This is a genomic window from Achromobacter marplatensis (assembly GCF_049060505.1).
In the GTDB taxonomy this organism is placed as follows: domain Bacteria; phylum Pseudomonadota; class Gammaproteobacteria; order Burkholderiales; family Burkholderiaceae_B; genus Achromobacter; species Achromobacter marplatensis_A.
Genome location: NZ_JBMGRB010000001.1, coordinates 1,062,980 through 1,084,058 on the forward strand (window position 1 = coordinate 1,062,980; position 21,079 = coordinate 1,084,058).

Below are 21,079 nucleotides of genomic sequence, written 5' to 3' on the forward strand. Positions count from 1 at the left end.
TCCCTAGGTACAATTCCCGCTATGTCCGAAGCCGTAACAACCCCGACCCCTTTTGTGCATCTCCGCGTCCACTCCGAGTTTTCGGTGGTGGACGGCATCGTGCGCATCCCCGACCTCATCAAACGCGTCGCCAAGCTGGGCCAGCCGGCCGTGGCGCTGACCGATCTGTCGAACCTTTTCGGTCTGATCAAATTCTATAAGGGCGCGCGCGGCGCAGGGGTCAAACCCATCGCCGGCTGCGATGTCTGGCTGAGCAACGACGACGATCCGGCCAAGCCGTTTCGCCTGTTGTTGCTCGTGCGCAACCATCAGGGCTACCTGAATCTGTGCGAACTGCTGTCCAAGGCCTTCCTGACGAACCAGGGCAAGGGCCGGGCGGAAATCCGACGCGAATGGCTGCAAGGCCAGCAGGGCCTGATCGCGCTGTCAGGGGGGCGCATGGGCGACGTCGGCCAGGCGCTGGACGCCGGCAACGCCGTGTCCGCGCTGGCCTTGGCGCGGCAATGGGCGCACTTGTTCCCCGGCAGCTATTACATTGAATTGCAGCGGGCTGGCATGGACGGCGACGAGGCCTATACGCAGGCGGCCATGCGGCTGGCAGGCGAGGCCGGTCTGCCGGTGGTGGCCACGCATCCGGTGCAATTCCTGGACGAATACGAGTTCCAGGCCCATGAGGCCCGCGTTTGCATCGCCGAAGGCGAAATCCTGGCGAACCCGCGCCGCGTGCGCCGTTTCACCAAAGAACAGTATCTGCTCAGTTCCGAGGAAATGGCCCGGCGTTTCGCCGATGTGCCTTCGGCCCTGGCCAACACGGTCGAAATCGCCAAACGCTGCAACCTGAGCCTGGTGCTGGGCAAGCCGCGCCTGCCCAATTTCCCCACGCCCGAGGGCGTGACGCTGGACGATTACCTGGTCCAGTTGTCGGAAGAAGGCCTGGAAAAACGCATGGCGTTCCTGTTTCCCAACGAGGCGGAACGCGAGTCCAAGCGCGAGCAATACTACGAACGCCTGCGCTGGGAATGCAAAACCATCATCCAGATGGGGTTCCCCGGTTACTTCCTGATCGTGCAGGACTTCATCAACTGGGGCAAGAACAACGGCGTGCCCGTCGGCCCCGGCCGCGGTTCGGGCGCGGGTTCGCTGGTGGCCTATGCGTTGGGCATTACCGACCTGGACCCGATCCGCTATGACTTGCTGTTCGAGCGCTTCCTGAATCCCGAGCGGGTCTCCATGCCCGACTTCGATATCGACTTCTGCCAGGACAACCGCGAACGGGTCATCGACTACGTCAAGGAAAAATACGGCCGCGCCGCCGTGAGCCAGATCGCCACGTTCGGCACGCTCGGCGCCAAGGCCGTGGTCCGCGACGCCGGCCGCGTGCTGGACATGCCCTACATGTTCTGCGATGGCCTGTCCAAGCTGATCCCGTTCAACCCGATGGATCCCTGGACGCTGGAACGCACCCTGAAGGACGAACCCGCCTTCAAGGACCGCTACGAGCAGGAAGAGGAAGTGCGCGCGCTGGTCGACTTGGCCAAGCCGCTGGAAGGCCTGACCCGCAACATCGGCATGCACGCCGGCGGCGTGCTCATCGCACCCGGCAAACTTACCGACTTCTGCCCGCTGTATTGCCAGCCCGGCCAGGAGAACAGCGCGGTCTCGCAGTTTGACAAGGACGACGTCGAAGCCGCCGGCCTGGTGAAGTTCGACTTCCTGGGCTTGCGCAACCTGACGATCCTGGACTGGGCCGTGCGCTACGTGCGCCAGTTCAACGAGGACAAGCGCGACTTCGATGTCATGGCGCTGGAACTGGACGATCCCGCCGCCTACAAGATCCTGTGCGACGGCAACACCACCGCCGTGTTCCAGCTGGAATCGCGCGGCATGAAGGAACTGCTGAAAAAGCTGCGCCCGAACACCTTCGAAGACATCATCGCCATGCTGGCCCTGTACCGGCCGGGGCCGCTGGAATCGGGCATGGTGGACGACTTCGTTAATCGCAAGCACGGCCGCGCCGCGGTGGACTACTTCCACAACGACCTGGAAGGCACCCTGAAAAGCACCTACGGGGTCATCGTCTACCAAGAACAGGTGATGCTGATCTCGCAGATCATCGGCGGCTACTCGCTGGGCGGCGCCGACCTGCTGCGCCGCGCCATGGGCAAGAAAAAGCCCGAGGAAATGGCCAAGCACCGCGAATTGTTCGAGCAAGGCGCCAAGGAAAAGGGCCACGACCCGGACTTGGCGGTCAAGCTGTTCGACCTGATGGAAAAGTTCGCGGGCTACGGCTTCAACAAGTCGCACTCGGCCGCCTACGCGCTGATTTCTTACCAGACCGCGTGGCTCAAGGCCTATCATCCGACCGAATTCCTGGCCGCCACCATGTCGTCCGATATGGACGACACGGACAAGGTCCAGATTTTCTGCCGCGACGCCCAGGACAACGGCGTTGAAGTGCTGCCGCCCGACGTGAACTTTTCGGGCTACCGCTTCGAACCGGTCAAGGACAAGTACACCGAAAAAGGCAAGCCGCCGCGCACCATGCGCTATGGCCTGGGCGCCGTCAAGGGCACCGGGCAGGGCGCCGTCGAAGACATCCTGCGCGCCCGCAAGGAAGGCGGCCCGTTCCTGAACCTGTTCGACTTCTGCCGCCGCGTCGGCAAACAGGCCGTCAACCGCCGCACCATCGAAGCCCTGATCAAGGCAGGCGCCTTCGACACCATCGAACCCAACCGCGCCGCGATGCTGGCGTCGGTGCCTACCGCGATGGAGGCCGCCGAACAGGCGGCGCGCAGCGCCAACCAGGCCTCGCTGTTCGGCGACGATAGCGGCGACGTGGTTGCGGGCGAACTGGCCAAGGTCGCGCCCTGGGATCTGCACAAGAAGCTGACGGAAGAAAAATCCGCGCTGGGCTACTACTACAGCGGCCACTTGTTCGACGCCTGGCGCGACGAAGTCCGCCGCATCGTGCCGATGCAGCTGGCGCGCGTGGAGCCGCAGCGGGACCTGCAATGGATGTGCGGCGTGCTGGCCAGCGTGCGCGTCATGATGACCCGCCGCGGCAAGATGGTGTTCGCCGTGCTGGATGACGGCACCGCGCAGGTGGAGATCTCGGTGTTCAACGAACTCTACGAGAAGCACCGCAACCGGTTGCGCGAAGATCAGTTGGTCATCGTCCAGGGCAAGGTCAGCAACGACGACTATTCCGGCGGCATGCGCATCGTTGCCGAACAGTTGTACGACCTGCAGTTGGCCCGCGAAGCGCGTGCCAAGTCATTGCGGGTCAAGCTTAACGGGTCGGCCGACGCGGCGCGCCTGCGCCAGATGCTGAACCCGTTTCGCGCCGAACCCGAAAACGGCATCCCCGGTGTGCCGATCGATATTGTCTACACCAAGAACAATTTCCTGTGCACGGTCCGGCTGGGCGAAGAGTGGCGGGTCCGCATGGCAGACACGCTGCTTGAAAACCTGAACGCCTGGACCAAGCCGGACGGAGTCGAGGTCACCTATTGATGCGAAATCTGCGTATCGTGCATTCGGAAGCCGCCACCAGTTTTGGGGGCCAGGAAGGGCGGATCTTCAAGGAAATGACGGCCATGCGCGCGCGCGGCCATCATCTTGAAGCCATCTGCCAGCCCAAGGCCTTGCTGGCTGAACGTCTTTCCGATGCCGGATTCACGGTGCACAAGATCGAGATGGACGGGCCGGTGAACTACCTGAAGGGGGTGGCGGCGGTTCGCGGCATCCTGAAGGAAGGGCGCTTTGACGTGCTCAACACCCATAGCCGGCGCGATACCGTCATCGCGGCGGTCGGCGCCAGATTGGCGGGCACCCCGCTGATCGTGCGGACCCGCCACCTGTCGAATAAGGTGGGCTCCCTATGGTCCTATACCTGTCTGCCGCACAGGGTCACGACGGTCAGTGATCATGTGCGCAAATACCTGATCGAACGCGGTGTGCCCGCCAACAAAGTGGCCACCGTTTACTCGCCCATCGTGCTGCCGCCGCCGGTCGAGCACTCGACGCTGCGCGACGAGCTCGGCCTGGCCGAAGACGATATCGTCGTGGGTTGCGTGGCCGTCATGCGCGCCACCAAGGGCCACAAGGACTTGATCGACGCGATCGCGCCGCTGATGGCAAGCCGGCCGACGCTGCACCTGGTGTTCGTCGGCGGCGGTTCGCCCGTCTTCGAGCAGACTCAGGACTACGTGGCCGAACTCGGCTTGCAAGACCGTATCCATCTGATGGGCATGCGCCGCGACGTGCCCAACCTGCTGGCCGGATTCGACCTGTTCGCGCTGGCCACGCAGCAGGAGGCGTCCGGCACCGTCTATGTTGAAGCGCAGGCCAGCGGCCTGCCCGTGATCGGCACCGACGTCGGCGGCGTGTCCGAGATGTTGCGCAATGGCGATACCGGCATCCTGGTGCCTCCCAAGGATCCCCAGGCGCTGACCGACGCGCTGCAGCGCCTGATCGATGACCCCGCCTTGCGTCGGCGCATGGGCGAAGCCGGCCGCAAAATGGTCTGGGAAGAAGCGGTGTTTTCACCCGCTCGTCTGGCCGAAACCACCGAAGCCGTCTACCTCAAGTGGCTGGCGGAGCGGGCGGGATGAACGCGCCCAACGTCCCCGTGCTGATGTACCACCATGTCACGCCTGCGGGGGGCATGATCGCGGCGACGCCGGACGTATTCGACGCCCAGATCTCGCGTCTGGCGCGGGCAGGATACCAATCGCTGTCCGCGAGCCAGTTCGCGGCGTATCTGGCGGGCGGCCCGGCGCCTGAACGGTCCGTGCTGATCACCTTCGACGACGGCTACCTGAACAACTGGGTGCACGCGCATCCCGTGCTGGCGCGTCACGGCATGCGTGCCGTGCTGTTCACCATCACGGGCTGGATCGGCGACGGTCCCGTGCGGCCGCATGCGGGGCAGGGCGGCCCGTTGCCGGCCACGCCCGACCACGACGCCTGCAAGCAGCTGGTGGCTGCCGGCCGCGCCGACGAGGCGATGCTGCGCTGGAGCGAAATCGAAGCCATGCAGGCGGCGGGCACCTTCGAATTCCATTCCCACACGCATACCCATACCCGCTGGGACAAGGTCTGTGGCGCCGACGTGGATGCCAAGCGCAGCCACATCGCACAAGAGCTGCACGATTCCCGCCAGACCCTCGTGCGCCGCCTGGGCGCCGTCAGCGACCATCTTTGCTGGCCGCAGGGCTATTTCGATGCGGATTATGTGGCCGCCGCCCGGCAGGCGGGCTTCGCGCACTTGTACACTACCGACCCTTTCGGGCAGAACACGCCGGGCGCCGACCCCGGACACATCTTTCGTTTCGCGGTGCGCAACCAGGGCGGAACCTGGCTGAACCGGCGCATCTGGCTGTCGCGCGACCCCTTCTGGGGGCCGCGCTACCACGCCTGGAAAGCCTGGAAAAAGCGTCTTAGGAATCGCGGATGAAGCTATCAGTCATCATCATCACCAAGAATGAAGCGGCAAACATCGCCGCCTGCCTCAAGTCCGTGGCTTTCGCCGACGAATTCATCGTGGTGGATTCGGGCAGCACCGACGGTACCGTCGAACTTGCGCAAGCGCTGGGCGCACGCGTTGAAATGACGTCGGATTGGCCCGGCTTCGGGCCACAGAAGAACCGGGCGCTGGACTTGGCGACGGGCGACTGGGTGCTGTCTATCGACGCCGATGAGCGCGTCACGCCCAAACTGGCCCGCGAAATCCAGGAGGTGCTGGCGAATCCGCGCGCCGACGCCTACGAGATCGCCAGGCTGTCGAATTTCTGCGGCAAAGACATCCGGCATAGCGGCTGGTGGCCCGATTACGTGCTGCGCCTGTTCAAGCGCGGCACGGCGCGTTTCACCGACGCGGCCGTGCACGAACGTCTCGTGCCGGCCAACGGCCAGCCGCTGAAACTGCAGGGCTACTTCAATCATTATCCGTATGACAACCTGGATGCGCTGATCAACAAGGTCAACCGTTATTCCTCGGATGCCGCGGCGATGATGTATGCCAAGGGACGCCGCACGTCGATCTTCGGCGCGTTGGGCCATGGTTTCTGGACCTTCGTGCGCATCTATCTGATCCGGCGCGGTTTCCTGGATGGCAAGCACGGCCTTGTGCTGGCGGTGACAGCGGCGGCAGGCAGCTTTTTCCGCTATTCCAAGCTGATGTTCCTGGCCGAGAAACAGAAGTGAAGATCCTGTACACGAACTTCCACGCCGGTAACGGCGGGGGGCACGTCACCTACATCATCAACCTGGCCAAGGCCCTGGCGCGCGACCACGAGATCACCGTGGCGGCGCCCGCCACCAGCCGGCTGCACCGCTACGCCCGCGCGATTCCCGGCGTGACCGCCGTGGTCGACATGCAGTACACGACGCGCCCGTCCTCGTGGTTCAAGGACCGCGCGCAACTGCGCCGCCTGATCAAGGCAGGGCGTTTCGACATCATCCATGTCAACGGTTCGGCCGACCACAAGCAGGTGATGCTGGCCACGCTGGGCATGGCGCGCCGCCCGCGCATTGTGTTCACCAAGCATAACGACCACCCGCTCACAAGCTTCGGTCACAAGCTGCGCGTCGCGTTGGCCACCGACCACGGCATCGCCGTCAGCGATTACGTGCATGGCCTGATGCAGCGTTCGCCCTACAGCAAGCGCCCCATCACGACTATCCGGCACGGCATCGACACCAATTTCTTCGCTCCGCCTCCGCCCGAAAGCCTGGACAAGTTGCGCGCGCTGATCTTCGGCCCCGAGTGGGAAGGCAAGCTGCTGTTGGGCAGCGCGGGGGGCACCGACTACGACAAGGGCTGGCTGGACCTGGTGGCGGCGGTGGCGGCACTGCCGCCGGCCGACAAGGCACGCGTGCTGCTGATGGTGGCGGGCGATCCGCCCTCCGAGGCCAAACTGGCCCGTGTGCGCGAACTGGGCATGATCGACCAGGTGCGGTTCCCCGGCCTGCTCGACGATGTGCGCGCGGCGCTGGCGTCCTGCCACGCGGGCTTCGTGCTGTCCTATCGCGAAGCGCTGTCCTTCGCCTGCCGCGAGATCATGGGCCTGGGCCTGCCCGCGCTGGTGACCGACGTGGGCGGGCTGCCCGAAAACGTGACCGATGGCGTGGACGGCTGGATCGTGCCGGTACGTGATGTGCCCGCGATGACGGCCAAGCTGGGCTTCATGCTGGCGCATCCGGACACGGTGCGCGCCATGGGCGTCCGTGCCCGCGAAACCAGCGTGCGCGACTTCAATATCGACCGTTTCGCCGCCGCCACAGTCGACGTCTACCAGCGTACGCGGGATGGACGCCGGGCCCTATAATCCGGTCCTATGTCTATCCCCATTCTCATGTATCACCAGATCGGCGAGCCCAACCCCAAGGGCACGCCGTTTCGTGGGCTGACCGTGCACCCCAACAGCTTTGCCCGCCAGATGCGCTGGATGCGCCGGCTGGGTTACCGCGGCCTGTCCATGCGCGACGTCATGCCCTATGTGCGTGGCGAGCGCCAGGGCAAGGTGTTCGGCATCACCTTCGACGACGGCTACCGCAATGTGCATCGCAATGCGATGCCCGTGCTCAGTGAACTGGGCTTTACCGCCACGAACTATTTCGTGGCGCATCAGTTCGATGGCGGCAATGTCTGGGACCATGAAAAAGGCATCCCGTTTTCGGCCCTGATGACCGTGCAGGAAATGCGCGAATGGGCCCAGGCGGGCAATGAGGTGGGTTCGCATACGCTGGACCACGTGCATCTGCCCCAAATGACGCCCGATGAAGCCAGGCGCCAGATCGTCGAATCCAAGGACGAACTGGAGCAGGCGCTGGGAGCGCCCGTCACGGCCTTCTGCTATCCCTATGGGGACCACGGGCAGGAACACCGCGCCATGGTGCGCGAGGCCGGTTACGACAACGCCACGCTGACGCAGCGCGGCCTGGCTGCGGCGTCCGACGATCCGTTCGGCTTGCCACGGGTGACGGTGGCGCGTTCCACCAACATCATCCGCTTCCTCCAGAAGTGCCTGACCCGGTATGAAGACACCCGCCGGCGCCGCTGAGCGGCGGCTTCGCATCGCGCTGCTGGTCGACCGCTTCGGCAATCGCTTCGGAGGCGCGGAGGCCTATGGCGTCGAACTGATGCGCGTCCTGGGCCAGCGCCACGAGATCTCCATCGTGGCGCGCGACTTCGACAGCGACCTGCCGTTCCGCTTCCTGCCGGTGCGCTTTCCCGGCTGGCTGCCCAGCTGGATGCGGGTGCTGTACTTCGCCTGGCGGGCCGACCGGCTCACCCGGGGCAAGTTCGATATCGTGCATTCACACATGAACGGGTGGGCCGGAGAGATCCAGGTCATGCACGTGACGCCGGTGCGCTACAACCGTGTCACCCGCGTCAGGCCGCTCGCCCGGGTGACCGCTTGGCTCAGTCCGCGCCTGGCTACCTACTTGCTGCTGGAAAAGCTGCGCGTCCGTGGCGCGCCCGCGCGGCGCGTGGTGGCCGTGTCCGGCCTGATCATGGATCAACTGCACCGCAGCTACGGCCAGCAACTGCCGGTGGACATCATCGCGCCTGGCGTTAAATTGCCGTCGGCCCAGGACGCCCTGGGCCGCGACGCCACGCGGGCCCGTCTGGGCTGGGACGCCGGCACCGTCGGCTGCCTGCTGGTGGCCCGCAATCCGCTGCGCAAGGGGTTGCCTGCCTTGCTGGATGCCCTGTCGCAGTTGCCGGCGCATTACAAATTGCTGGTTGTGGGGGCGGACGAGCCCACCCGCGAGCGGGTCCGCGCCGCCAGCGGCATCGCTCATCGCATCACGCTCGTCGATCCCACCCCGGAAGTGGCGCAGTATTTCAGCGCGGCCGATATCTATGCCCATCCCACGCTGAACGACAGCTACGGCATGGCGCCGCTGGAAGCCATGTCGCACGGGTTGCCGGTCGTGGTCAGTTCGCCGGCCTATTGCGGTTTCGCGCAGTACCTTTCCGCAGGCAAGGATGCCCTGATCCTGCAAGATCCGCGCGACGGCGCCCAGTTGGCGCAGGCACTGGAACGGCTGGGTTCCGAACCCGAATTGCGAGCGGCACTGACCGAACGCGGCCTGGAAATCGCGCGTGATCAAAGCTGGGAAACGGTCGCCTCAAGATATGAGGAGCTGTACGAGAAGGTGCTGGAAGCCCGCTGCTAAGCGGTGCTGGAGCCGGCTGCCCAGGGCGGTTTACCCGGTGCAGGCCCCCCGGGGCTGCATTATGCTCAGTGGCCGGGGGCGGTCGCTCGTTCCAGGTCCCCTAGCCACCGGACCGCATGTTCGCGGTCGGGGCCGCACATGTCGTGCTGGGGTTGCAGGCCACCGCAGAAGTCCGGCCTGGACGGCAGGCCAAAGATCGCGCAACGCATGTCGGGCAGCAGCTGGATACAGGGCACCCCCGCCGGCTTGCCATCCGGCATGCCCGGAATCGGCCGGGTGATCGATGGCGCGATGCAACAGGCGCCGCATCCCGCCCGGCAGTCCAGCGCCGGCGCGGCACGCCCGGTCAGGCTCATACCCATCCGCGCAGCCAATACACGAACAGGCCGGCGTATTCCTTGATGATGGAACGGCTGGCGTCAAAGGTGCGCTGGTCGGGCAGCCACAACGGCAACGAGCCATCCGCGGGCGCCACGATCTGGGGGGGCGCCGGGGCGGCAATGGCCTCCACGCCCTGCTTGGAAAAGGCCGCCATGGCGCGCGGCATGTGCAGCGCCGACGTCACCAGTAGCACCTTGCCGATGCCACGCGACTTCAGTGTGTCCTCGGTCAGGGCGGCATTTTCGTAAGTGGTGCGGCTGGCGTTTTCCAGGATCAGCGCGGTTTCAGGGACACCCTGTTGGCGAATCGCGTGCGCCATGCCGCGGGCCTCGCTGACATCGCCTTCCAACGCGCCGCCCGACAGCAACACCTTGGGGGCTCGGCCGGCCAGATAAAGGCGGGCCGCCGTGTCGATGCGCACGATCGCGGTGTCCTTGTCATAGGGTAGAAACCAATTGGCCCGGCCGTTGGCCGTGTTGCCGCCCAGTACCACGATGGCGTCGGCCGTCGGCGATTCCGCGGGAGGAAGATGGGGATAGCGGTTTTCCAGCGCGCCGCCCAACCACAGCGACGTCGCCGGAAGCGACCAAAACAGCGCCCAAAGCAAACCGGTGGCGATGATGGCGCCGCCGGTCTTGCGCAGCCGGAACCAGCCTAACGCGAGACCGACGATGACAAAGGTCACGCACAGGTTGTAAGGAATGATCAGATTCGTGAGGTAGCTGGAAAAGGTCATGTCAAAACTATCCTGATTACTTCGTCCTGCCCAGCAGAGTGAGGGCCTGCTGTTCAACTTCTTCGACGGACGGCCAAGCCTGATCCGATCCGACGCAGACCGCCTGGGGCGACCATGGGCCGGTCCGTCCCGGGCGGGTCACGCCAAACAGCGCAAGTTCCCGGGCGGAAGCGGCCGCGGCGACGTGCGATACGCCGGAATCGTTACAAATCACCAGCGCCGCCCGCGCCGTCAGCGCGGCAAAGGCGCCCAACGGCAAGGGAGGCAGTAACCGTGCGGTCGGCGCATTGCGCAGTGCCTCCTCGGTTTCGGCCGGAGGGGGGCACATTACCACGGTATGGCCGCGTGCCTGTAAGGCGCGGGTCAGTGTATCGAATCCCGGCCAGACCTTGATCTTGCCCTTGTGCAGGCCGGTGGCCGTCGGAGCGATCAGCACGAATTGGTGGGCGGTCAGCCCGGCGGCCGCCAGCGCTTGGTCGGCGGCGTGCTGGTGGGCGGGCGTCAGCGGCAGATCCAGGGTCGGGCCCGGCTGGGCGGGGCCGGACGGCAGGCCCCAGCGGGTCAGGGCCGCGCGCGTCAGGTAATGCCACGACTGGACGGCGTGCAGCGATTCGTCGGGCTTGGCGACCGGCCAGCGCAGCAGGAAGCTGCGGCCGTCGTCCCGATAGCCGGCCGATGGCAGGCCCGCCAACCGGAAGACCAGCGCGCTGGACAGCGAATCCGGCAGCAGCAGGCCGCGGGCACGCCGGCCCAGGGCGCCCAAGCCGCGCCGGTGGGCGCTGACAGCGGCCCGGTCGGGGCCGACCTTGCCTCGCATGGGGATGAAATCCTGCTTGGCCACGCCGTCCAGCAGGTCGCGGGCCCAGGGGCGGGCGCAGATCACCAGGGGCAAGCCGCTGCCCTGAAGGGCGCGCAGGCTGGGCAGGCTCATGCAGACATCGCCCACCCAATTGGGTAACCGGACGTACAAACAACTGATTTCGGACATGGGCGGGCTGGGGGAAAATGGGGCTGAAATGAGGGTGGGCGCTACAGCGCGGCGGCGCGTAGCCGGTACAATCCGGGGCACAATTGTATAAAAGCGAGTGTTCCCTTTGAATTCTGCCGCACGCAACGCACCCGCGGATTCCAACCCCGTCAAGTCTGAACTCTGGAGCCGGATCTACAGCCGCGTGGGTTCCTACTGGAAGGGCTTGCTGCTGGCTGTCCTGCTGATGGCGGGCGCGGCGGCCACGCAACCCGTTCTGGCCGTCATTATGAAGCCGTTGCTGGACGGCGGCTTTTCAGGGGCCAAACCCTATTATGTCTGGGCCTTGCCCCTGGCGGTCGTGGGCTTGATCCTGTTACGCGGGATCTGCAACTTCTTCAGTGACTATCTGCTGGCCTGGGTTGCCAACAATGTGCTGCTTGGCATGCGCCGCGACATGTTCGAACGCCTGCTCGGCCTGCCCGATTCCGATTTCAAGCGCGGCGACACCGGCCGGCTGCTCAACCGCTTCACCATCGACGCCGGCAACGTCACGGGCTACGCCACCGACGTCATCACGGTGCTGGTGCGCGAAACGCTGGTGGTGCTGGCCCTGATCGGCGTGCTGCTCTATATGTCGTGGGTGTTGACGCTGATCATCCTGATCATGCTGCCGGTGTCGGTGCTGATTTCGCGCTTCTTCATCAAGCGCCTGCGCCGCATCAACCGCGACACCGTCAACATGAACGCGGAACTGACCCGCGTGGTAGGCGAAGGCATCGATGGCCAGCGTGTCATCAAGTTGTTCGATGGCTATGAAGTCGAGCGAGGCCGTTTCGATTTCGTCAGCCGCCGCCTGCGCCGCTTCGCGATGCGCACCGCCACGGCGGATGCCGCGCTGACGCCGCTGACGCAGGTCTGCATCTCGGTTTCCGTCGGCGCGGTCATTGCCGTCGCGCTCAGCCAAGCCAACAGCGGGGCGCTCACCGTGGGCAGCTTCGCGTCTTTCATGGCGGCCTTGGCGCAGATTTTCGACCCCATCAAGCGCTTGACCAACGTCGCCGCGCGCATGCAGAAGATGCTGGTGTCGGCCGAAAGCGTGTTCGCGCTGATCGACCAGACGCCCGAAAACGACACGGGCACCAAAGAACTGCCTGAACCCGTGCGCGGCAAGGTGGAATTCCGCAACGTCAGGCACCGTTTCCCCGACGCCGACCGCGACACGGTCAACGATATTTCCTTCGTCGTGGAACCCGGCCAGACCGTGGCCCTGGTGGGCCGGTCGGGCAGCGGCAAGACGACGCTCGTCAATATGCTGCCGCGTTTCGTGCTGGCCGACGCCGGAACCATCTTGGTGGACGACACGCCAATCAACGACCTGACGTTGCGCAGCCTGCGATCACACCTGTCGCTGGTCAGCCAGGACGTGGTGCTGTTCGACGACACCATCGCCGCCAACGTCGGCTATGGCGCGTTGGGCAATTCCAGCGAACAGAAGGTGCGCGACGCCCTGGCGGCCGCCAACCTGCTGGAATTCGTGGAAGGGCTCCCGCAGGGCATCAACACGCCCGTGGGCGAAAATGCCGCCCGCCTGTCAGGGGGGCAGCGCCAGCGCCTGGCGATCGCCCGCGCGCTGATCAAGAACGCGCCCATCCTCATCCTCGACGAAGCCACCTCGGCGCTCGACAACGAGTCCGAACGCCAAGTCCAGGCCTCGCTGGAACGCCTGATGAAGGGCCGCACCACGCTGGTCATTGCACACCGCCTGTCCACGGTCCAGAACGCCGACCGCATCATCGTGCTGGACGCCGGCAAGATCGTCGAACACGGCCCCCACGCCGAGCTGCTGGCCGCCAATGGCCTGTACGCCTCGCTCTACAAGATGCAGTTCCGCGACGACTGACCGAACTCCCCCCCTTCGACCGCCGCCCATCGCGGCGGTTTTTTGTCGTAGGGCCGCCCCAAGACAAAAAAGCCCCCTCGGGGGGCAGCAAGCGCGCGAAGCGTGCGCAGCGTGGGGGCTTTTCCTCTCCAGCTTGCCGTACTCCCGGATTGCCAATCCCCCGGATTGCCGGAAAATGGGGCAAGCCCCCGCCGCATAACCTGGAGCGCCACATGGCTCTGCCTATCGAAGGCAATCAACTCGTCAATGTCGTCGTCTTGTTGGGCGCGGCCGTCATCGCTGTTCCGATCTTCAAGCGGCTAGGGCTGGGCTCCGTGCTGGGATACCTGGCGGCCGGCTTGGCCATCGGCCCATTCGGGATCGGCTTCTTTTCGGATCCAAAATCCATCCTGCACGTCGCTGAACTGGGCGTGGTGATGTTCCTGTTCATCATCGGGCTGGAAATGCAGCCCTCGCGCCTGTGGAAGCTAAGGGGCGAGATCTTTGGCCTGGGCGTGGCTCAGGTACTGACATGCGGCGGCCTCTTGACGGTCGTTGGCCTGTTGGCCGGCCTGTCGGGCCCCGCCGCCTTCATGGCAGCGATGGGTTTCGTGTTGTCCTCCACCGCCATCGTGATGCAGATCCTGGGCGAACGCGGCGACAGCGCCACTGCGCAAGGTCAACGCATCGTCTCCATCCTGCTGCTGGAAGACCTGGCCATCGTGCCCCTGCTGGCGCTGGTCGCATTGCTGGCCCCGGCAGGCGGCGCCCAGCAAAGCGATCCGTGGCTGCAGTCCGCTATCGCAATCGGGTGCATCCTGGCCCTCTTGGCGGCGGGCCGCTGGTTGTTGAATCCGCTGTTCCGCCTGCTGGCGGCTGCCCATGCCCGGGAAGTCATGACGGCGGCCGCCTTGCTGGTCGTGCTGGGGGCTGCGCTGCTGATGGAACTGGGTGGCCTTTCGATGGCGATGGGGGCTTTCCTGGCCGGCGTCTTATTGTCCGAGTCCACGTTCCGTCACCAATTGGAGGCCGAGGTCGAGCCTTTCCGCGGGATCTTGCTGGGTCTCTTCTTCCTGGGCGTCGGCATGTCGCTCGACCTGTCCGCGGTGGCGCGTGAATGGCCGCTGATCCTGGCGGCCGTGCTGGTGTTCATGCTGGTGAAGTCCGTGGGCGTCTACGTGGTGGCGCGGTTGCTACGCGCTTCCCACGCCGAAGCCATGACCCGCACCGCGCTGCTGGCCCAAGGCGGCGAGTTCGCCTTCGTGCTCTATGGGGCGGCGGCCGCGGCCGGCATTTTCGATGCCCATACCGGCGCCGTGCTCACGGCTGTCGTCATTATTTCGATGGCGTTAACGCCGCTGTGCGTGCTCGCGCTGCGCTGGCTGCTGCCCAAAACCACGCCGTCCATGGACGGCGTGGACGTTGCCAAGGACTTGGACGGCTGCGCCCTGATCGTCGGTTTCGGCCGCTTTGGGCAGATCGTCACGCAGGCGATGCTGGCCCGCGACCTGAAAGTGTCCATCCTCGACACGGACACCGACGCCATCCGGGCTGCGGCCAAATGGGGGGTCAAGGTCTATTACGGCGACGGCACCCGCATCGACATGCTGCGCACCGCCGGCGCCGAAAACGCGTGCGCGATCCTGATCTGTATCGACAATCCCCACGCCGTGAATCACATGGTCAAACTGATCAAGGCTGAATTCCCGCTGGTCCGGGTGGTCGTGCGCGCGTATGACCGGATTCATTCCCTGGCGCTGGCCAAGGAAGGCGTGGACTACCAAGTGCGCGAAACCTTGGAATCCGCGCTGGTATTCGGCGAAGCTGCCCTGCGCGCCATTGGCGTGCCGGCGGACGAAGCGTCTCAGGTCGTCGAAGATGTGCGCAGGCGCGACACCGAACGGTTCGACCTTGAAGTGGCGGGCGGGCTGTTTGCGGGCCGGTCGCTGCTGTACGGGAACATGGTGGGTCCGGCGGATGGCAAGAATGACAGGCCGGACCGCGAAACCGCCGAGGCGGCGGCTAACCCATTGGTATGACAGTCTTATTTCGGACGCTATATTTCCGCATCTTTGCATTACTTTACGTATCATTTCACGCGCAAAACTAAAAGACTGCGGTAGTCTCATTTGCACTGACTCTTCACTGATGAAGAGCATTTGCCAGGGGGCTGCCATGCTGCAATCGGATCGTAGTTTCACGACGCCGCACGCTGTGGGTGTTGAGCTTGCCCGGCGCCAGGCCTTGGCCTTGCAGTGCGGGTTTTCGGCCGGCGCGATGCGCCAGCTGATGTCGTCTTCCGGCGGGGCAGGGCCCGCCTGGGCGATCAACGCGCAACGCGAGACCGACAAGGTACGGGGCGTCCGCGCCTTCCCCTTCCGTATCGCCGCCACGGCGGTGTCGTAAGGGCAACTCCGGGCGCAAAGCGTCCGGAGTTCAGCCCTGAGTCCGCGCCGTCCGGCGATCGCCGGAGAATTTCGCCAGTAAAGCGCCCCGTCCGCAACACGCGTTCCGCCTGTTCCCGCTTCGGACAACAAGGCCGGCACCTGCCTGTGAACCGGTGGCGGGCCGTCTACCTCCCCGTCATATCGAACGGTAGCGAGCCGTCCTGGGGCGGCCCCGTCATTGGGGCTGGCATTGTCTTGATCGACAGAGACACATAGCCGGCGCGGGGCAATCCACGACCGCGCACGGCGATCTTGCGCGGGGCGCGGGCTAGCGGCATTATCTTCCCGGACAGGAGGCCAACGCGGCAGGCACCGCGTCCCGCTCTCCATTGCGAAGGAGCGCCGCATTGAAGTCCCGTGGATTTTTGCATCGCGCCCTGTACGCGCTGGCCGGGTTGGTCGCCATCGGCATTTGCGCCGCCGCCGTGGCGTTGCTGTGGATCGACAGGCGTCTGACGTGGGAAGCTGCCTATACGGCGGGGCACAACGTCACCGGCGTGCTGGCGGCAGACATCAGTCGTACCTTGCACCTCTACGGCTTGTCGCTGCAAGGCGTGGTCGAACGCCTGCGCGAACCCGGCATCGAACGCATCAAAGGCGAGGCGCTGCGCCGCTTCCTGTTCGATCGGTCGTCCTCGGCGGAATACCTGGGCGCCATCGGTGTGCTGGACGAAAACGGCAATCTGCGCTTTGCCTCCATGGACATCGACGAGGCGGACCGGAATTTCTCCGATTGGGACTACTTCCAGGTCCATCGCGATGCCGACGATGTCGGCATGTATGTCAGCCGTCCGTATCAGAGCCCCTTGCGCGGCGGAGACGAAAGTATCGCCATCAGCCGGCGGCTTTCCCACGCCGACGGAAGTTTCGCGGGCGTCGTCGTCGGGTCGCTGCGGCTGGCATACTTCCGCGACCGCTTTGCCACGCTATCGATCGGCGATCGCGACGCCATCACGGTTTTCCGCAATGACGGCGTGGTGTTGGTTCGCAATCCTTACTCGCTATCCGACATGGGCCGCGAATTCGATTTCCCCCGGGATTTCCAGCAATTCCTGGTTCGCCGCGAGGGCGCGTTCGTCGGCACGTTGTCGCCGGACGGCGTCAAGCGCCTATACACGTTCGAGAGCATAGAAAATACGCCGCTGGTGATTAACGTAGCGCTGGCCGTGGACGATATCCTCGAACCCTGGGTCAGGCGCGTCGCCTTGGTCGTACCGGTCACGCTGGCCTTGTTCCTGTCGGTCATGGCGCAGATCGTGTTGTTTAGGCGAGAGATGCGCCTAAGGCGCGCTTTCGAGGCACAACTCGAAATGCAGGCCCAGACGGATGGGCTGACCGGCATCCCCAACCGGCGCGCGTTCGACGAGGCGCTGGCGCGCGAGTGGCAGGCTGCCCGGCGCGACGGTCATCCACTGTCGTTGCTGTTCCTGGATGCGGACCGGTTCAAGCGCTATAACGATCGCTACGGTCATCAGGAAGGCGACGAATTGCTGAAGACGATGGCGGCGATTCTCAAGAAAAACGCTCGCCGTCCGCGCGATCTGGCGGCGCGCTATGGGGGCGAAGAGTTCGTGGTGCTGTTGCCCAACACCAGTCGTCAGCGTGCGATAGGAATTGCCGAAACCATCCGGCATGCCATTCTGGAATCAGGCGTCCCGCACCAGGATAACGACGGCGGCGTCGTCACGGTCAGCATCGGCGTCGCTACCGCGGTGCCCAAGGCGGGCGATGAATCGTCCGCCTTGGTCGAAGCCGCCGACGCGGCCGTCTACCAGGCCAAGCATTCCGGCCGCAACCGGGTCGTTGCCCTGTAGCAGCCGCGTGCCGGCGGGTATACCGTCAGCGGCCCAGCATCACCGCCTGCATGCGCGTATGCGCCTGTTGCAGGTTCTTCGCCTGGGTGTTCAGGTCTTGCAGCAGCTGGTTCAACTCGGCTTGCACCGCCGGATCCTGCACCTTGACCACGGGGCCCGAAATCTGGATCTGCGCCTTGTGGGCCTCGACGTAATCAGCAACCTTCAGGCTGCTGTCGAACGTGGCGTTCAACTGCGGCAACACATCGCGGAACGTATCGGCCGGCAGGCTCACGGTCTTGTCATAGGCCTTGTCGTACACGGCCTTCAGGTCATCGGGCTGCTTGAGCTGCGCGCGCGCGGCATCCGCCTTCGCTTTCTGTTCTTTCAATGCCACGCCCATGTCGTTCAGCGACGTTTGCACAGCCTTCAAGTCTTCACGACGCGCCACGATATCGCTCAACGAACGCGCGGCGCCTTTCTGCATGATGCTGGGCAGCGGCTTGACCGATGCGTCCATGCCGGAATTGAAATCGGTGATCACGGCGTAGTGCGCCGCGTAATCGCCAAAAGACTTCTTTTCTTCATCCGTCAAAGCGGGCACGCGCGCGCCGGGCTTGTCGACGATGCGGGTCTGCAGGTACTGCGTGAACGCGGCGCGCTGCTCGGGCTCCTTGTCGCCGCAGGCGGCCAGCACCAGCGGCAACGCTGCGACCAGCAACAGGAACGGACGGAATAGAGACTTCATTGTATTGACCTCCGAAAGCATAGGAAAAGGGCGCGAGGCCAGTAGACCCCGCAAAGCGCCCGCAGCTTATCGGCTGACTTCTATTGCCGCCATCGGTTTCAAACTTCATTTCAATCGAATTGTTAAGTCACACAATCTATACAGGTTTAGTTGAAAAGGACGCTGCAACCTGCTAGCGCGCGAAGGCCGGCGCGGCCTAGCCGACGAGCTGGTGCGCCGATATCCCTAAAACAAATCCGCCAAGAATGCAGCCGGCGGCAATGATCGTCAGGAATATCGCCGCCAACAGGACGAAAGCCGGCCGCGCCTTCGTGACTTGCAGGGAATAGTCCGCCGGCAGCGCCGACTTTCGGATGGGCAAAAGCGCGGAAAGCGCCAGCTCGATCTTGGACGCGCTCGCGCCTTCTCCGAAGGCGATTGTGTAATCGCCGGCGCAAGCGAAGAACCGGAACAGTTCCATTCGGCCCGTCATTCCGTTATTAACGGTGGGCCGCATCCAAGAACCACGCAATGTCAGGGGCTGTCCCGACGCGCTGGATCGTACTTCCGGGCGAAATTCGCCAATGGGCGTCTTCGCCAGCAACGGCGCCTTTTGCCAGATGGCGTAGGTGCCTGCTGTCGTAACCGAAAACGATGCTTCTTTTTGCGTATAGGGCAACTCGACGACGATCTTCGGCGCGAACGCGCCACGGATCAGCCTTATCGCAAACACCAGAAGCGCGATGCCTGCGAGGCTTAAGCCGAACAGCAGGGCTCGAATGAGCGTCAGATCCATGTCTTTAGCAAAAGGTGGCGCGCCTGCATGGAGAACTAAACCAGGATGATGTCGTACTTTTCCTGGGAATACGTGCTTTCCACTTCCAGCGATACGCGTTTGCCCACGAAGTCGCCCAGCATCGCCAGGTGCTGGCTTTCCTCTTCCAGGAACAGGTCCACCACGTCTTGCGAGGCCAGGATGCGAAACTCTTTGGGATTGAACTGGCGCGCTTCGCGCAGGATTTCCCGCAAGATCTCATAGCAGACCGTGCGCGGCGTGCGTACATTGCCGCGCGATTCGCACATGGGGCAGGGCTCGCACAGCTGATGCGCCAGCGAATCCCGCGTGCGCTTGCGCGTCATTTCCACCAGGCCTAATTGTGTAAAGCCATTGACCGTCATGCGCGTGCGGTCGCGCGATAGGGCCTTCTTTAGCTCGGCCAACACCGTATCGCGGTGTTCCTGTTCCTCCATGTCGATGAAGTCCAGAATGACGATGCCGCCCAGGTTGCGCAGCCGAAGCTGGCGGGCGATGGCCTGCGCCGCCTCCAGGTTTGTCTTGAAAATGGTGTCGTCGAAATTACGGCCGCCCACGAAACCGCCGGTGTTGACGTCCACGGTGGTCAGCGCTTCCGTCTGGTCGATGATCAGGTAGCCACCGGATTTCAAGTCCACCCGGCGCGATAGCGCACGCGCGATCTCGTCATCCACGTTGGCGGTATCGAACAGGGGGCGTTCGCCGCTGTAGTGCTGGATGCGGTCGACCACCGATGGCGTGTAAACACGCGCCCACTCCAGCATGGCCGCACTGGTCGTGCGCGAATCCACCAGAATGGTGCCCGTGTTCGGCCCCACCATATCGCGCAACACACGTTGGGCCAGCGTCAGGTCTTGATGAAGCAGAGCGGGGGCGGGCTTGGTGCGGGCCGCGGCCTGGACGCTGGCCCACAACTTGCGCAGATACTCCAAGTCGGCCGTCAGCTCCTCGTCGTTGGCGCCTTCCGCCTGGGTTCGGACAATGAAACCGCCTTTTTCCTCGGCTGGCATCAGGGCCTGCACGCGCTCGCGCAGCTGGATGCGTTCGGACTCCGAATCAATCTTCTGGGAAATGCCGATATGCGGATCATGCGGCAGGTAGACCAGCATCCGTCCGGCCATGCTGATCTGAGTCGACAGCCGCGCGCCTTTGGTGCCCAGCGGATCCTTGACCACCTGGACCATGATGGTCTGTCCCTCGAACAGCAGCTTCTCGATGGGCGTGGGTGTCAGGCCCTGGCTACGTTCCCCCCGGTTCTCGCGCAGGTCGGCGATATGGATGAAAGCGGCGCGTTCCAGTCCGATATCAATGAATGCGCTTTGCATGCCGGGCAGCACTCTGACCACTCGCCCCAGGTAAATATTGCCTACATGGCCCCGCTGGATGCTGCGTTCTACGTGCAGCTCCTGTACGGACCCCAATTCCACCAGCGCAACGCGGGTTTCAAAGGGAGTAACGTTGATCAGGATATCTTCGCGCAGGGCGATGGCTGGGGGCATAGCGTGTTCGTCTCCAATTAGGTACGGCGTACAGGCGAATAGTAAACGTACCCCAAGGGGAGGCAAGCCGGGCATCGCAACTATATATAGAGGAGGCAGAAAAAGCGCTGCTCTATATAGAGCTGGATATAGGCGATATATGGGAAGGCGGGAAGGCGGGAAGGCGCCTGGATCCGCGCACCGCGCGGAAATTTTTTCTTGCCTCTCGCGCATGGCAGCGTAAAAACCTGTGCTATAGTCTCGCTCCTTCGCAGTTCAGACAGTTTTTTGAACAGCGGGGCCAAGCAAGCACAACAGGCAAAGCAAGGGCATTCCGGGGCAACCCAGAGAAAACTCAGCCAAGCCTGCCGCGAAGGGTTCAGAAGTGAACGCCAAGCGGTTATTGCAAGGATTGCAGCAAATCAGGCAAAAGTCAGTTGCGCAATCTGCAAAAATCGTGCTATAGTCTTGGGCTTGGCTGGTGATGGCGGTTCAGGGTTTACCCGAATCTAATTGCTAGCCACCTGAAGTTGGTAACCAATCCCTGGATTCAGGGCTGCCGCGAAAGCGGCGGGTTGCAAGATAGGATGCAAGTCAGGCAAAAGCCGGTTGCATAATCTGCAAAAGTTGTGTTATAGTTTCAGGCTTGGCAGTTGCCGAAAACT

17 protein-coding genes are annotated in these 21,079 nt (G+C 63.9%); 11 read left to right on the plus strand and 6 right to left on the minus strand.

Going from position 1 to position 21,079, the window contains the following annotated elements; all coding sequences use genetic code 11:
• Positions 1-21: 21 nt before the first annotated feature.
• From dnaE to ACI0FO_RS04850, 7 genes are read left to right on the plus strand one after another with little or no spacing between them, the layout of a single operon-like run.
• Positions 22-3,513, plus strand: coding sequence for a DNA polymerase III subunit alpha (gene dnaE, locus ACI0FO_RS04820; protein WP_416024487.1), 3,492 nt, complete (start codon positions 22-24; stop codon positions 3,511-3,513).
• A complete protein-coding gene (locus tag ACI0FO_RS04825) occupies positions 3,513-4,613 on the plus strand; it encodes a glycosyltransferase family 4 protein (protein ID WP_416024489.1) in 1,101 nt (366 codons plus the stop codon). Before dnaE ends, ACI0FO_RS04825 begins: the two co-directional genes overlap by 1 nt.
• Complete coding sequence (locus ACI0FO_RS04830; protein WP_416024491.1) at positions 4,610-5,458, plus strand: polysaccharide deacetylase family protein; 849 nt, start codon at positions 4,610-4,612, stop codon at positions 5,456-5,458. Before ACI0FO_RS04825 ends, ACI0FO_RS04830 begins: the two co-directional genes overlap by 4 nt.
• Positions 5,455-6,207: a glycosyltransferase family 2 protein gene (locus tag ACI0FO_RS04835; protein ID WP_416024492.1), complete on the plus strand. Its 753-nt coding sequence runs from the start codon at positions 5,455-5,457 to the stop codon at positions 6,205-6,207. The genes ACI0FO_RS04830 and ACI0FO_RS04835 overlap by 4 nt, the downstream gene beginning before the upstream one ends.
• Positions 6,204-7,331: a glycosyltransferase gene (locus tag ACI0FO_RS04840; RefSeq protein WP_416024494.1), complete on the plus strand. Its 1,128-nt coding sequence runs from the start codon at positions 6,204-6,206 to the stop codon at positions 7,329-7,331. The genes ACI0FO_RS04835 and ACI0FO_RS04840 overlap by 4 nt, the downstream gene beginning before the upstream one ends.
• A 9-nt stretch (positions 7,332-7,340) precedes the next feature.
• Positions 7,341-8,066 carry a polysaccharide deacetylase family protein gene (locus tag ACI0FO_RS04845; protein ID WP_416024496.1) on the plus strand — a complete coding sequence of 242 codons (726 nt, stop codon included), beginning with the start codon at positions 7,341-7,343 and terminating at the stop codon, positions 8,064-8,066.
• Entirely contained in the window at positions 8,041-9,189 is a 1,149-nt protein-coding gene (locus tag ACI0FO_RS04850) for a glycosyltransferase family 4 protein (RefSeq protein ID WP_416024498.1), read from the plus strand. The genes ACI0FO_RS04845 and ACI0FO_RS04850 overlap by 26 nt, the downstream gene beginning before the upstream one ends.
• 65 nt (positions 9,190-9,254) lie before the next feature.
• Here ACI0FO_RS04850 and ACI0FO_RS04855 read toward each other — a convergent pair whose 3' ends face one another.
• Genes ACI0FO_RS04855 through ACI0FO_RS04865 form a run of 3 tightly spaced genes read right to left on the minus strand, consistent with a single transcriptional unit; the run spans position 9,255 to position 11,294 of the window.
• The gene (locus ACI0FO_RS04855) at positions 9,255-9,545 is read right to left on the minus strand and encodes a YkgJ family cysteine cluster protein (protein WP_416024500.1); all 291 of its coding nucleotides are present in this window, start codon (positions 9,543-9,545) and stop codon (positions 9,255-9,257) included.
• Positions 9,542-10,306 carry a YdcF family protein gene (locus ACI0FO_RS04860; RefSeq protein WP_416024502.1) on the minus strand — a complete coding sequence of 255 codons (765 nt, stop codon included), beginning with the start codon at positions 10,304-10,306 and terminating at the stop codon, positions 9,542-9,544. The genes ACI0FO_RS04855 and ACI0FO_RS04860 overlap by 4 nt, the downstream gene beginning before the upstream one ends.
• Positions 10,307-10,322: 16 nt before the next feature.
• Positions 10,323-11,294, minus strand: a complete 972-nt coding sequence (locus ACI0FO_RS04865) for a glycosyltransferase family 9 protein (RefSeq protein WP_416024503.1) — start codon at positions 11,292-11,294, stop codon at positions 10,323-10,325.
• A 106-nt stretch (positions 11,295-11,400) separates the two neighbouring features.
• On the opposite strand from ACI0FO_RS04865, the gene msbA reads away from it, so the two are divergent.
• From msbA to ACI0FO_RS04885, 4 genes are all read left to right on the plus strand, one after another.
• Positions 11,401-13,176 (plus strand): lipid A export permease/ATP-binding protein MsbA, encoded by a 1,776-nt coding sequence (gene msbA / locus ACI0FO_RS04870; RefSeq protein ID WP_416024505.1) that lies wholly within the window; start codon positions 11,401-11,403, stop codon positions 13,174-13,176.
• Between the two features lie 212 nt (positions 13,177-13,388).
• Positions 13,389-15,194, plus strand: a complete 1,806-nt coding sequence (locus ACI0FO_RS04875; RefSeq protein ID WP_416024507.1) for a monovalent cation:proton antiporter-2 (CPA2) family protein — start codon at positions 13,389-13,391, stop codon at positions 15,192-15,194.
• A gap of 136 nt (positions 15,195-15,330) precedes the next feature.
• Entirely contained in the window at positions 15,331-15,561 is a 231-nt protein-coding gene (locus ACI0FO_RS04880; RefSeq protein ID WP_416024509.1) for a hypothetical protein, read from the plus strand.
• 388 nt (positions 15,562-15,949) lie between these two features.
• On the plus strand, positions 15,950-17,416 hold the full coding sequence (locus ACI0FO_RS04885) for a sensor domain-containing diguanylate cyclase (protein ID WP_416024511.1): 1,467 nt from the start codon (positions 15,950-15,952) through the stop codon (positions 17,414-17,416).
• Between the two features lie 25 nt (positions 17,417-17,441).
• Here the strand turns inward: ACI0FO_RS04885 and ACI0FO_RS04890 are convergent, their stop codons facing one another.
• The 3 genes from ACI0FO_RS04890 to rng all read right to left on the minus strand — a co-directional run bounded on the left by ACI0FO_RS04890 (position 17,442) and on the right by rng (position 20,417).
• Entirely contained in the window at positions 17,442-18,143 is a 702-nt protein-coding gene (locus tag ACI0FO_RS04890; RefSeq protein ID WP_416024513.1) for a DUF3053 domain-containing protein, read from the minus strand.
• A 196-nt stretch (positions 18,144-18,339) separates the two neighbouring features.
• Complete coding sequence (locus tag ACI0FO_RS04895) at positions 18,340-18,918, minus strand: hypothetical protein (protein ID WP_416024514.1); 579 nt, start codon at positions 18,916-18,918, stop codon at positions 18,340-18,342.
• A 35-nt stretch (positions 18,919-18,953) separates the two neighbouring features.
• A complete protein-coding gene (gene rng / locus ACI0FO_RS04900) occupies positions 18,954-20,417 on the minus strand; it encodes a ribonuclease G (protein WP_416024572.1) in 1,464 nt (487 codons plus the stop codon).
• Positions 20,418-21,079: the final 662 nt, after the last annotated feature.